Raw genomic sequence first — 13,940 nt, forward strand, 5'->3', positions numbered from 1 at the left:
CTGGAGCAGGTACGCAACCATCCGCCTAAAGCTGTAATCTTAGGCAATTCGATCACCCACTATTGGGGTGGCGAACCAGAACACCGCAACAAGAACGGACGAGAGGCCTGGGAAAAGGTCATGAGACCTGCCGGTTTCCAGAACCTAGGCTGCGGATGGGATCGCATCGAAAATGTGCTTTGGCGTGTATACCACGGAGAACTGGACGGCTACAAAGCAGGAAAAGTCGTCTTGATGATCGGCACGAACAACTGTGGCCTGAACAGCGACAGGGATATCGTCGAAGGTCTCCGCTTCCTCCTTTCCGCCATCCGTCAGCGACAACCGGAAGCCTCCGTCAAAGTGATCGGCATCCTTCCCCGCCGTAATCAGGAACAATGGGTAAGGAACATTAACTTCGATATTAAGGAGATGGTGGAAACGGAAGGTTACGAATTTGCCAATCCGGGAACTGCCCTATTGCTGCAAGACGGCAAAATAGACGAAAGCCTGTTTATCGGTGACGGCCTCCATCCGAATAACAGAGGATATGAATTGATTGCCGGAGAGATCGCATCCTCCAACAAAAGTTTTTGAAAAATAATCCTGCATTCCTTTACCTGTATAGCGGAATATTTCGCATTCACGTTATTACAGATGAAGGGAATGATATAATTCGGGATATTCAGTCAATGAGCTAAAATAAAATGGTTTGTTTACTGAATGTCCCCTTTTAATACAGAGCCTTTGGGGCTTTTTCCTGCAACTTTTCGAATTTTTTCCGGTAGGAAAGTGGGCTTATACCTGTTTTACTCTTGAAAAAGCACGAGAAGTAGTTGGCCGACCCGAAATTTAACTTCATTGCAATGTCTTGGACCGACATTTCCGTATTGTCCAGTAATTTTTTGATATTACTAATTTTTTGTTGTAAAATGTATTGATGGATGGTGATTCCGGTGTATCGCTTGAATGATTTCCTGAGATTGGAATAGCTCATGTTGATGGATTCGGCAATGTCTTCCGGTGTTAATTTGTCGTAAATGTTTTCTAGAATCAGTACGCATGCCTCCTGTATCTTCTGCAGAGAAGCTGGTTCACAATCATAGTTTTTGTTGATCGAATAGATATCGCCGATCATATGCATCATAATTCCCGCCATGACAGCTTGAAATCCGGGTGACTGTGCCAAGGCACAGTCAAGCATTTCAAGAAAATGCTTGACTATTTGTTCGTTTATGCCGATGTGGATAATGGGATCATTAGGTTGGAAAATCTTATTGAGTAATTTATTAAAATATTCTCCTTGGAAAGTTACAAAATATTCATTCCATCCGATGTCTTTTGCCGGTCGGTATGTATGCCATTCTCTGGGAAACAAAAGGAAAACATCTCCTTTAGTTATTTTTTTTTCGGAACAGTTGCCGGACTGAAATGTACCTCTCCCTTTTGTAATATAGATTAAGGAGAATTCGTCTAAGATTCGTCCTCGTTCGGGATTGAAGGTGTATCCGAATGGATGGCCTTTTGGAGGATAGCTGTCTAGAAACTTGGTGGATTGGAATCCTATACTGCTCACCGACATTTTCCATATGTCTTTATCTTTATTGTTTGCTAAGTATTTGACAATGTTGTGTTTATTGTAGTCTACATTCATTTTTTTTTGTTTTTAGTATTTTTTATCTATTTGCATAAATCTCAGAATAACTTTTTTATTTAATATCCGCCTGTCCTCAGTTTTAGTTTGTTCCCTTTATTGATGAGGAATCGGGAGCGGTCTGTTAGAGTAGATAAGAGCGTCATTACAGTGGATTTGAGCATTGGAATCGGGATTCAGCCATTTGAATGTAACGATATGTTTTCCTTCTGGCAACTGATATTTCCAGAACAGGTCTACACGATGATTTTTCCCGGTTGGTAGAACAGCCCTTTCAATGATTTTTCCGTCAACATACATTTCTACTTGAGCAACATAGTTTTTAGCTCCCCGGATGTAGCCCGTGAAAACGATACCTGTCCCTTCGAAAGTAAATGAGCCGAGGTGTCTTAGTTCCTTCCGGATTTCCTGACGGCCAATTGGGAACATGCCTTCGAATGCTTGTTCAAAACGGACTGGAACAGGTGTCTGGCAGACAATAGTAATATTGTCTCCACTGATGCTGCCACCGTTGCGTTTGATCATCTGCAATGCATGTTTGAAAGAGGTTTGGTAGGTCTGGTTTAAAGACATATCTGTATAGGCAAAATTGAGGTTCTCTACTTCACGCAAGTTTTTCATCCAGTATTCGGGAATCTGGCTATATCCTTGTATAGTGGCCAGAATGCCTGCTGCAGATGCTGGATTGCAGTCGGAGTCTTGTCCGCAGCGTGTTGAGATATCCATAGTTTTATAAAAATCACCCTCTCCGTACAGCAATCCCATAACTACGTATGCGCAATTGATGACGGCATCAATATTGTATGGAAGTAAAGTCCCTTCAGGACAGCCGATATCCTGATTCCATTTTTTTTCACATTCAGCCCATGTTTGTTTCCAGTCGTTTGGATATTGTCGATGCCATTGGATTACATCGTTCATACACTGGTGGAAGCGGCTGTTTTCTGGAATGGTTTTCAAGGCTTCTTGGACTACTATGTTAATGTCATCGGAAATGAAAGCAAGCGAATACATGGCACCAATGTAGACTCCACCATACCATCCATCGCCATAATTCATGATATGACCGATTTTGTCTGATATTTCGGAAGCTGTATTTGGCATACCAGGTGTCATTAAGCCGGCAAAATCGGCTTCGATTTGGTAATCGATATCATCGGCATGTGGGTTATTCAGCCAATGTCCGGAAGCAGGAGGCATAATGCCGTTTAAAATGTTGTAGCGTGCTGCCTGATTGGCGTGCCAAAGTCCATAGTCTGCGTGAGCAAATGCATGTGCGAAAGAGTCGACTGGAGCGTCTATTCCCAAACGGTCGAAGACCTCTACGAATGTCAAATCCATATAGATGTCATCAAACAATCCGGGAGCATGCTTGAAATAGTTCTTGATACACCCATCTGCATAGCTAATCGGGACGTAGTCTTGAATCATGGCGCTTCGATAACGGAATTCAGTCGGACCTCCGTATGCTACGCCGATCGTTTGTCCAGCCCAGCCACCTTTGATTTTGTCTAATAGCCTTTCTTGGCTAATCGTATAGGTTTGAGGAAGACTATCTGTTTTTTCCAATGTCTGTTGTGAGCAAGAAAGCATTCCTGTTGCAAACCCAATTGCTAAAAAGAGTAGGATTTTGTTCATCATAAGATATGTTTTTAGTGTTATTGTATTAAAATATAAAATTTAGTTAACGATGAAACAAAGATAATAAAAAGGATTCTTCTCTTTTGTTTAAAAATAGACGTGAAAAGATAAACTCAATAATAACATTTAAGAGGTGAATGATATATATATAGTTGAAAAATAATTTGTTATAAAATATTATTTCCTTATCTCACTAAGATAAGAAAATGGATGTGGTGTCAAAAAAGAAAGGATTTATGTCAAAAAAAATAACAAATGACAAAAAAGATTTTTTTCTAAGGAAAGTCATAGAAGTTTGATTTATTCGAATGGTCAAAAAACTGTATAAAAATACCATTCTTTATGGTTTTGTTTTTTTTTAAAAATGAATATTTGCAAATAATGTTTAACTTTAATGATAGTAATTATGAAGAGTCGGATTCTATTGTTTTTGGGTCTTCTATCCTGTATAGGATTGCAGATGTTTGCCCAAGTCTCTGTTTCAGGGAAAGTAGTTGATGCAGGTGGAATAGAAATGCCTGGTGTTAATATTGCAATTAAAGGAACGATGGTCGGTACGATGACAGGTGCTGATGGTACGTTTACTTTATCAAGTATTCCAGGTGGAAAAGATGCCGTATTGGTTTTTTCGTTTATCGGTTTTAGGTCCCAAGAGGTGAAAGTGGGAAATCGAACGTTTATTAATGTCAAATTAGAAGAAGATACCGAGCAACTGGAAGAAGTTGTTGTTGTTGCGTATGGTACTCAGAGAAAAAAAGACCTTACAGGAGCTATTACACAAATCGACTCAAAAATTATCGGTGTACAGAGCACATCTTCCGCAACAAAAGCATTGGAGGGATCGGTTCCGGGAATTCAAGTTTCTGCCGTAGATGGGCAGCCTGGTGTGGATGCAGGTATTCGTGTGCGTGGTTTGGGATCAACGAAAGCGAGTGCATCTAATGCGTTAGTAGTTATTGATGGTGTTCCAGCTCCTATGGTTGATGATTTGAATCCATTAGCGGCTTTGAATTCTTCTGATATTGAAAGTATTACTGTCTTGAAGGATGCTGCATCAACTGCATTGTATGGCTCTCGTGGTGCGAATGGTGTTGTATTGGTGACAACAAAGAGAGGAAAGTCGGGTAAAGCGCAAGTTTCGTTTAATGGGCGTTGGGGTGTTAATTCGATCGGTAATTTTAATTATGGTACAGTTGATAATGCTGCAGATTATTATGAATATGCTTGGAAGTCGATTTATAATTCATATCGTTATGGTATGAAAAATACAGGTTTGCCTCAAGATTGGACAACGAATGTGATGAGTCCGAATCATACTCATGAAGAGGCAGCTTTGTTCGCAAGTCAGCATTTATTTAATTACATCGGAAGTGAAACCTCGTTTGGACGTAATGGTTTAGGAAACTTTATGGCTTATGATGTTCCTGGTGCTATTTACACTCCTGATGGAACAAGCACAACTCATAGTGCTACCATGTCAGGAGCTTATTTAGTGAATCCTGATGGTAAAATCAATCCGAATGCTCGTTTGTTATATGATGAGTCATACGCAGATTATTTGTTGAAAAATAGTTTTCGTCAGCAGTATGATGTTTCAGTAAATGGAGGTAATGAAAAAATTAATTATTTTGCATCTTTAGGTTACTTGTCTGATCCTTCTTATTTGGAAAACTCTAAATTTGAACGTTATAGCGGTCGTGCGAATGTTAATGCGCAGGTGTTTGATTGGTTTAAAATGGGTGTTCAGGTTTCTTATTCAAAAACTTCAACACAATCTATGGCCTTGACTTGGGGGCGTGCAGATGCTGGTTCTAATCAAGGTAATGTGATGCGTTTTGTGAATGGTCATGCTCCAATTGTACCTGTTCATGCATATAATGAAGATGGTTCTTTGCGTGTTAATTCAATAACAGGAACTACAAACTATTTCTTGGAAGGGGGGACATATTCTCCGTTGGGTGCTACGATCCAAAACTATGGTGGTACAGATATTATTTATTCGCAAGGTAATGATAAACGAGTGGATGATAAAGATGCTTGGACAAGTCGTATTTATGGAGAAATTTCCTTCTTGAAAGATTTTAAATTACGAGGAACTTTAGGTTATGATCAAAATGTATTGGCGCGTACACGTTATACGCAATCTTTAGTAGGTCGTGACAAAAATAAAGGAGGTATGTCAACATACAATTATAATTATCAGAATTTAAACTCTCAGATTATGCTTAGCTATTATAAGAATGTAAATGACCATACATTTGATGCTATGGCTGTTCATGAGTTTAATAAGTTGACGTTAAAGTCAACTTATTGGGGGTCAGCTTATGAATTTATGCCTGGTTTTATTTCTTCTAATAACTTTGTGGGTAAATATCAAACAGGTTCAGGCATGACGGCTCCTCAATATAATGAAAGTCGAGAAGTTATGGAATCTTACTTGGCACGTATAAACTATGATTATAAAAGTAAATATTATGCATCAGGTTCTGTTCGTGCAGATGGCTCTTCTAAATTTCTTGCAGGAAATCGTTGGGGTGTCTTTTGGTCTGTAGGTGGTGGTTGGCGTTTTACTGCGGAGGATTTCATGAAGCCTGCACAGAGTTGGTTAGATAACGGTAAATTACGGGTTAGCTATGGTGTGATTGGAAATGCAAATGGTATTTCTAACTATACTGATGCTTATCGAAAATGGTCTATTGGAACGCAATATACAACACAGTCTGGTGGAACAGGTATTCCTAATGGCGTTTGGACTGTAAGTATGGGTAATATGGTGAATAGTTGGTTGACATGGGAAAAAACTCAGACTTGGGATGCTGGTGTGGATTTGTCTTTCTTGGATAGTCGTTTTACATTGACATTTGATTTTTATAATCGTTTGACGAATAATTCGTTTTATGCACGTCCTGTTTCTTATATGGCATCTGGGCAAACTTCAATTACAGCAAATGATGCTTCTATTCGTAACCGAGGTATTGAGTTGGAATTAGGTGCGGATATTATTCGTACAAGTGATTTTTCTTGGAATGTAAGTTTGAATGGAACTCATTATACAACGAAATTGGTTGATTTGCCGAAAGGTGCGATTGCTGATAATAATATGTTACCGAAAGGAACGTATGAGGCAAATGCTGAAGGATGGTCTACAGCTGGCTCGTCTGATGCTCAAGGTGGAGGATTTTATTTGCGTGGTGTAGGACGTGATTGGTATAATTTATATATTCGTAAATATGCAGGAGTTGATCAGAGTACAGGTCTTCCAATGTATTGGCATCATGTTACTGAAAGTGATCTGGAGGTAGGTAAATATGCAGGATCTAAGGTCGGGGACGATATAAAGGTTAATGATCCCAATGAGGCTTCAAAATATGAAGTTGGCAGTGCAATACCAAAATGGATTGGTGGTCTTACAACTTCTTTAAAGTATAAAGATTTTGATTTTACAGCAGTATTGGCATTTCAGTTGGGTGGTAAATATTTTAGTCGTGATTATGCTGAAAATATTTATAGAGGAAGTGCTGCTGGTGTAGATGCTTGTGTATTGGTACCATCTAAAGATTTGTTGAATAATACCTGGACTCCGGAAAATACGGATGCTTATTTTCCAATGCAATTTTATGCATCTCGAAATGTTTATATTGATGGTGTAACATTGGGTAATGACTGGAGATATTCAGATATGGCCTTGTTTAGCGCATCTTATTTACGTGTGAAGAATATTACTTTGGGATACACTCTCCCTAAAGAATTAACTCAGAAAGCTTATATTAATAATGCACGAGTATATGTTTCTGGTGATAATTTATTTATGTTCTCTGCTGCACCTGGTATTGATCCGAGTATGTCTTTGACAGGTGGTATGGATGTAGATGCTTATTCTTACCCTGTGATGCGTACGATTTCAATAGGCGTAAACGTTACATTTTAATTATTAAATTCATATATAAATCTTGTAAGTTGTATGAAAAATTATATATCAAAAGGGAAAAAATGGGGATTAGTTTTATTAGTAGGAGCTATTTGTTCTTCTTGTGATTCAGAATTAGATCAAAAGCCTTATTATTTTACAGATGAACAGATCCTCGAGATCTTAAATAGCGATAAAGAGCAAGATCAAGAAAAGAAAAATACTATTATTACTGGACTATGTGCAGGTTTGGAAGGTAATTTTAGGATAAGTGGCACTTATAATGGCTATTCTAGCAATGCTATCAATGCTACTGATGGTCAGGATATTATGCTAAATGCACGCTGTAGTGATATGGTTGTGGGGACACAACAAAATTTCACACGTGGTGGATTTTATATTAATATGTATAATCTGAATAATAACGATTTTCAACCATGGCGTGGAGACCAAAGTACGACTGGATATAATTATGCAATGTGGGCGTTACCTTGCAATATTTTGACAAATGCAAATAAGGTATTGACATTTGTTACGGAGCAGGTCGCTGAAAAAGGAACTCCCGAGGTGAAAAATGGGCGTGCTGCAGCTTTGTGTGTACGTGCATATAGCTATATGCTTCTTATGGAACGTTATCAGAAAGCATATTTACATGGAGGTAAAGGTGGAGAAGGAATGCCTATTTATAAGGTCTATGGCTTAAATGATCCAGTTGCACCATCTTCAGCCGAAGAAACGTTTAAATTTATTATGGGAGATTTAAATGAAGCGGTTGCTCTTTTTAAAGAAACGGGTAAAGAATCTGCAGGCTATACAGCAGAATCCAAAGATATAGATTTAGGTGTGGCTCAATATTTAAGAGCACGTGTAGCCCTGTGGACGGGAGATTACACTCAGTGTATTGATGCATGTGAAGATATCTTAAGCCATTATAAATCATTTATTGCAGAGTCAAATTATGGGTTTAAGTCAAAAGATTTTGATGCGGTTCAAGCTGGCACAAAAGAAGTAAAAGCTGAAGAAAATGCGTTTACTTTTTTAGCGCTTAATCCAGAATGTATTTTAGGATGGAAAGATGGAGATGGTGCTGGAACGTATTATTATGGGAATTTTAATCCGTTTGCGGGCGATGGAACAGGTTCAAATCCACTCTATATGCGTGTCGATGATCGTTTTTACAATTTAATTAATGAAAATGATTATCGTAAAGACAATGTTCTTGTGGAGTCTAAAGATTTTACTTACTTTAAAGGGAATACACATACACTACCTTCCTATACAAATACTAAGTGGGGGGCTACGATTTGCTTGCAGCAGACCCAGCGTTCAGAACATACAAATACTGATCAGTGTAAATTCCGTTCTTCGTCAGTTGTTTTGATGCTGGCAGAGGCTTATGCAGAAATTGGCAATGAAGCAATGTCTAAGCAGGTATTAAATCAATTGTTGGCTGCTCGAACAAGAGAGGGGGCTTCATTGTTAACCTGTGATAATTATAAATCCGGTTTAGCTTTGAAAGATTTAATCAAACTTCAATGGCGTATAGAAATGTGGGGGGAAGGTGGAATCGAGTTCTATAATGCTAAACGCTGGAATACACCAATTGATCGTGCAGGGTCTAAAATTCATTGGACAGCTCTTAGTAATAGTACGCTTCCTGTTGAGTATATGACTTATGAAATTCCTATGCAGGAGTATAATTTTAATCCTGGCTGGGGACGTTGATTTGTTAGAAATTTAAATAATTTGAAAACGGGAAGTTTATATTTTTTTCAAAAGTTTATGAATTTGGATGGGTGATTGTGGATAGTATGCGTTTTCATATAATTGGCAATCACCCACTTCTTTTATCTATAAAATTTTTATAAACAATAAATGAAGAAGTCTGTATTTATATTAGGATGTACATTGTGGGGTGTCTCTTTGTCCGCACAAAATGAAAATGTACAGTATCAACTGCTGGAGGGATATTCTTCCTCTCGTGCTTTTAATCCGAAACACATTGCAGTGCCAGATTTGCCAGGATATAAAACTCTGAAATGTGATTTCCATTTGCATACCTATTATTCGGATGGACATGTCACTCCTGAAATGCGTGTATTGGAGGCTTGGGCTGAAGGACTAGACGCTATTTCAATCACAGATCATCAGCCAGTGCCTCGTTCTCACACGGAAACGAAGGATTGTAATGTCTCTTACAATAAAGCCTTCCCAATGGCTGAAAGTAAAGGAATTACGCTGATAAAGGGGTTGGAGATTACAGGGAGCGATCCTGTTGGACACTTGAATGTCCTTTTTATCAAAGACTGTAATGACTATATGCCGAAAAAAAGAAATTTTTCAGAGACTGAAGCTGACAGCCTGATTGAAAAAGCTGCTGCGGAGGGCGCTTACATTACAACGAATCATCCTGGGTGGCCAGATAAGAACAGCGAATTGCCTGCTTATATTGTTCGTCATATCGAGCAAAAGCGGATTCAGGGTATTGAGATATTCAATAACGAAGAGTTTTATCCGCGTGCTATCGATTATGCAGACCAGTATAACTTGGCTTATATTGGAGCAACGGATGCTCATTATCCAATGGATTTCCTGTTTGACTTGAAAAAGAAATTCCGTACATTGACGTTTGTTTTTGCAAAAGAAAATACGCCAGAAAGCATTAAGGAGGCCCTTTATGCGGGTCGTTCAATCGCCTATGCTGATCAGAAATTGGCAGGAAAAGAGAACATGTTGAAATTGTTTTTACGTTCTTCGTTGAAAGTACTTTCTTATGAGGAAAGGAATGGAAAGTTCCATGTCCGTCTATTGAATGAAAGTGATATTCCTTATCTATTAGATAACGGCGTTTTGAGTGATCGTATTCGTATTCCGGCACATGCTGTTTGTGATATGACTCGTCCTCTTTCTCAATTGACACAGCCTTTCCGTGTGACAAATATGTATATCTCGTCTACTGAACGTCTAGAAATACCAGTGTCCTATCTGTTGGCTTCAAAGGAAATGCCAGAAATGCCATATGTTGATGAGCGGAAGGTCTCGTTTGTCAAAGAAGGCTTGTCAATAGTTTTGTCTTGCGGTGAAGGTGATACCTATTATACACTGGATGGAACTGAGCCTGAATTTGGTAGTGCTTCCCGTTGTGAAGGTGCGATCATACTGGATGCTCCTTGTAAATTGAAAGCTTGTACCTATAAGGATGGAAAGCCCAGTCGTGTATATGAACGTTATATCGGTTTCTCACGTGCTATCAAATGTAAAGGAAGGCGACAGGGGGTATCTTATCGCTATTATGAAGGTAACTTCAAATCTGTGAGTGATTTGGAGAAGATTGGTGAAATGAAGGCAAAGGGAGTGAAATCTTATTTAGAATTTGAGGATGATTTCAGAAACGAGGATCATTTTGGCTATGTGTATGAAAGCTTTTTGTCCGTCCCTGTTTCAGGAGCTTATGGTTTCTCCTTGAAAAGTAATGACGGTTCGGACCTGTTTATTGGAGGCGTTCGTGTAGTTGACAATGATCGGGCTGTCGGCTATGTGGAAGCAAATGGGTTTGTCTATCTAGAAAAAGGGTGTCATCCTTTGAAGCTTCGTTACTTTGACGGGTATAGTGGCGAGTATTTGCTGATGGAGTGGATTTGTCCTAAACAAACCTATGGGGAAACTGTCTCTGCCTCATGTCTTTTTGTTGAATAGAAATCTCGTCTTATCCAATATTAGCGAAGATAGTCTGTTTCTATAGTTTGATTTTGGGCGTATTTGGATCGATGAATGATTATCGGTAGTTAGAATTATCTGTTTGAAAGTGTTACAGAACCTTTCAAAAAATATAGTGAAAGAGGTTGTATCGTAACATGTTACACGACACAGCCTCTTTTATTCGTTATACAGAAGTTTTTTTGTTTATTTATTCGGATTGACTATACATACAGAATCCTTTTGCGATCTTTTTACTGAATGTCCCTTGTTAGGTTTAAAAAAATCTTATTTGAATTTAAAAATCTAATGAGCGAAAACTGTATCCAATTCCTTTATCCCTAATTTATTCGGAATACCGCTACCATAAACTATTTTTCTTTAGAATTATAAAAAACTATTTCCTTATACACCCTATAATATCCAGGCTTGTTGTCATTAAAAAGGGGATAAAGATTTGCTGCAAATTGATATTTTTTCCCTTGTCTAACTTCAATACCTATATCAGTCCATGCATTGTTGCCATTCAGTAGTAGCCATTGATTGTCTTCTTTACGTGCTACCATATAATCCTCTCCCAAAAACAGGACTTTGGAATTATTATTATTCAGACTCATCGACACGCTTTTTGTGTCTATCGGATAAAAAGCTTTGTCTGTTTTCATAGATATTTGCAGAGTATCCAAGAATGCAGGTGCCGTAAAAGGTGTTGCTGGCTGAACTCTTCCATGATTGACTGCCGAATAATTAACAACTTTTCGTCTGAACATTTCTTGAAAATGCTGTGAATTGTTCATTAATAATACTTCAATAGTATCCTGTTACCGATAAAGGATGATAGTCATATTCAGTTCGCAATGATAGAGAATCAGAATTTAAGGCTTCTCCTTGCGGAATATCCCGTGGTATAGGACTCAGTACTATATTTACAGGCCGTTCGAAAGAATTTTTATTTATTGGAATGATTTCAGGACTAAATGTGATATCTGATATAATATCTAATTCTCATGACGGAGAATCAAAAACGTCTTTTTTGAATGCTGATTTCAAAAGGGGCTGTCGGTATATCTGGAAGTAAACAGATACTTTATTCGTGCCCAACATCGCCTCTAAACAATGAAAACGCTGTTGCAGGGTGGTATCGGATTTAATAATGCTGTCTACATAAAGAGCATAATTCCTCTTACAAACGAATGCCGTCTGTTTTATCATCTTGTCCATTCTTGGAAGGGTAAGAATGACAAGAATTAAATAGTACTAATGATGTAAAGAGTAAATATTTTATGATTGTCATTTGTAGAGTCTAAAAGTTACCAGAATTGTATATTTTACCTTTATAGCCTTCCTTTACAATGTTCCGGGTAGCCTTTGAGAAGCATTGGATATTCTTTCTTTTCAATATTCTTGCGCTTATTGGTACAGTAAGCGGCAAGAATACAACATCCCATTAAAAATACAATTCCGACTCTCATAGGTAAAAGCTGCGAATCAATAATGGAAGTAAAAGCGGATGTATGCTCCATATAAATAGGACTTTATTGTTTTACTTAATTAAAAAATATAAGCAAGGGACAATTGCCAATATCTGTTTCTTGATTTGAAAATATCACCATCGAAAATCTGGTCTATGGCGTCATGCTTGTCTCCTCCGATATGGTGTCTGGCGGATTCCGTTAATCCGATGTTATAGTAGCAGCTCAGCATCAGATGTTTCATTATCTTCACGCCACCTCCGAGATTCAGACCGACTTCAGTGGAACGCCATCCCATAGAAGAAAGATCCTTGTCTATGGCATCTACGGCTATATGGACTAGTTTGCGTCCCCAATTGTCCTCATTTACTAAAAAGGAAAAAGAAGGTCCTATTCCTAAAAACAAGTCAAAGTTGTCGGACAACCCCATTTCCCATTTTAATTCTATGGGTATGTCGATACTTTGTGTCTTGATATCAGCACTGACGTCATTGGAGGTGTTTGTCAATTTCACTCCACGCTGTACATACAATAGGGAAAAATCCAAGGTTAGTCCATAGAAACCGGTCTGATATTGTAGCATGGGACCTACTTGAAAACCAGTCATATTCTCTGTTTTAACCCGGTTGCTTATACCTTGAATATCAGCTTTGTTTCCAAGCACACCGGCTTTCAATCCAAAATGGAGACCTTGAGCCATACAAGCAGCAGGACATAACCAAACTAAAAAAAATAACAGATAAATAGCTTTTCTCATTTTATTTTAAATAAATAGTATTATAATACAAAGGTACTAATTTCAGTCAAGGCATTTTGGCATGGATTACGGTATTATTGGTGAAAAATCATTTTTTTGTGTTTTTTGCTTCAAGCAAGTTTCCGTATTGTTTCGTTTTCTTTTTCCTATTTAAATATATTACTAACTTTACTTCTATATTGGAATGTGGTTTACTGTTGTATGATGTGTTTTCTATTATACGATATGACTATTTAATAAATGGTAAAAATGAATAAAGTAATATTTTACGGAATGATGCCTGTTCTTTTACTGTTTTTTTCAAGAAAGTATATTAAGAATATTGATTTTCCCGAGATATTTGGTTTATCTTTATTCGGAGTTTCACGATAAAATAGTCTTTGATCTTGTCAAATTCGTTCTATTGGGTATATATCCTGACAATGCGCTATTTCATCAGTTAACACACAACCAACTTTCGAACAAGCCATCTTCTCTTTTGATGAAAATAAAGCCTACCCATGAACTTGATAAATTCACCGGCAGACTTATCTATAAGATAGATTTATAGTAATCGACTGCTCAACTACATCTTGTACATTCGATTTATCAGTAAGATGCACTCCATTGTAAGTACATATCAATTTTCATATACCAACTTGTCTCAGGGTTGTTTTTGAGTGGCAGTCTCGCTTTTTCCTGTTTATTCCTGCATTTTCCCGGAACTGTCCCGATTATTTTCTCCATCATCCGGCAGTAATTCCTAGAACCACTTTATATCCGAGACAGCAAAAACAGTGTCATCAGATGACACAGGGCTTCTTCTATAGATATGATTTATATGAAAAACGGATA

General features: G+C 37.9%; 8 protein-coding genes. 4 read left to right on the forward strand and 4 right to left on the reverse strand.

Going from position 1 to position 13,940, the window contains the following annotated elements:
- The coding region (locus KTG12_RS20420; RefSeq protein WP_241681970.1) for a GDSL-type esterase/lipase family protein at positions 1-576 on the forward strand (576 nt) is incomplete at its 5' end.
- Positions 577-712: 136 nt separating this feature from the next.
- On the opposite strand, the gene KTG12_RS20425 is transcribed toward KTG12_RS20420, so the two are convergent.
- Both KTG12_RS20425 and KTG12_RS20430 read right to left on the reverse strand, forming a co-directional pair.
- Positions 713-1,633 carry an AraC family transcriptional regulator gene (locus tag KTG12_RS20425; RefSeq protein WP_055284956.1) on the reverse strand — a complete coding sequence of 307 codons (921 nt, stop codon included), beginning with the start codon at positions 1,631-1,633 and terminating at the stop codon, positions 713-715.
- Between the two features lie 96 nt (positions 1,634-1,729).
- Positions 1,730-3,271 carry an ADP-ribosylglycohydrolase family protein gene (locus KTG12_RS20430; protein WP_005651503.1) on the reverse strand — a complete coding sequence of 514 codons (1,542 nt, stop codon included), beginning with the start codon at positions 3,269-3,271 and terminating at the stop codon, positions 1,730-1,732.
- Between the two features lie 409 nt (positions 3,272-3,680).
- Between KTG12_RS20430 and KTG12_RS20435 the strand changes: the two genes are divergently transcribed.
- The 3 genes from KTG12_RS20435 (at position 3,681) to KTG12_RS20445 (ending at position 10,877) form a co-directional block, all read left to right on the forward strand.
- Entirely contained in the window at positions 3,681-7,202 is a 3,522-nt protein-coding gene (locus KTG12_RS20435) for a TonB-dependent receptor (protein WP_173022596.1), read from the forward strand.
- Between the two features lie 33 nt (positions 7,203-7,235).
- The gene (locus tag KTG12_RS20440; protein ID WP_138273481.1) at positions 7,236-8,906 is read left to right on the forward strand and encodes a RagB/SusD family nutrient uptake outer membrane protein; all 1,671 of its coding nucleotides are present in this window, start codon (positions 7,236-7,238) and stop codon (positions 8,904-8,906) included.
- A 150-nt stretch (positions 8,907-9,056) separates the two neighbouring features.
- Positions 9,057-10,877 (forward strand): PA14 domain-containing protein, encoded by a 1,821-nt coding sequence (locus KTG12_RS20445; RefSeq protein WP_005640404.1) that lies wholly within the window; start codon positions 9,057-9,059, stop codon positions 10,875-10,877.
- Between the two features lie 371 nt (positions 10,878-11,248).
- On the opposite strand, the gene KTG12_RS22010 is transcribed toward KTG12_RS20445, so the two are convergent.
- A complete protein-coding gene (locus KTG12_RS22010) occupies positions 11,249-11,674 on the reverse strand; it encodes an immunoglobulin-like domain-containing protein (RefSeq protein WP_005640406.1) in 426 nt (141 codons plus the stop codon).
- A 754-nt stretch (positions 11,675-12,428) separates the two neighbouring features.
- On the reverse strand, positions 12,429-13,106 hold the full coding sequence (locus KTG12_RS20455) for a porin family protein (protein ID WP_005640413.1): 678 nt from the start codon (positions 13,104-13,106) through the stop codon (positions 12,429-12,431).
- Positions 13,107-13,940 lie beyond the last annotated feature (834 nt).

Source organism: Parabacteroides sp. MSK.9.14 (assembly GCF_019041495.1).
In the GTDB taxonomy this organism is placed as follows: domain Bacteria; phylum Bacteroidota; class Bacteroidia; order Bacteroidales; family Tannerellaceae; genus Parabacteroides; species Parabacteroides merdae.

What these genes read in the sequence shown, in the direction of transcription:
- KTG12_RS20425 (WP_055284956.1), bottom strand. Translation starts at nt 1,633, where the DNA reads ATGAATGTAGACTACAATAAACACAACATTGTCAAATACTTAGCAAAC.
- KTG12_RS20430 (WP_005651503.1), bottom strand. Translation starts at nt 3,271, where the DNA reads ATGAACAAAATCCTACTCTTTTTAGCAATTGGGTTTGCAACAGGAATG.
- KTG12_RS20435 (WP_173022596.1), top strand. Translation starts at nt 3,681, where the DNA reads ATGAAGAGTCGGATTCTATTGTTTTTGGGTCTTCTATCCTGTATAGGA.
- KTG12_RS20440 (WP_138273481.1), top strand. Translation starts at nt 7,236, where the DNA reads ATGAAAAATTATATATCAAAAGGGAAAAAATGGGGATTAGTTTTATTA.
- KTG12_RS20445 (WP_005640404.1), top strand. Translation starts at nt 9,057, where the DNA reads ATGAAGAAGTCTGTATTTATATTAGGATGTACATTGTGGGGTGTCTCT.
- KTG12_RS22010 (WP_005640406.1), bottom strand. Translation starts at nt 11,674, where the DNA reads ATGAACAATTCACAGCATTTTCAAGAAATGTTCAGACGAAAAGTTGTT.
- KTG12_RS20455 (WP_005640413.1), bottom strand. Translation starts at nt 13,106, where the DNA reads ATGAGAAAAGCTATTTATCTGTTATTTTTTTTAGTTTGGTTATGTCCT.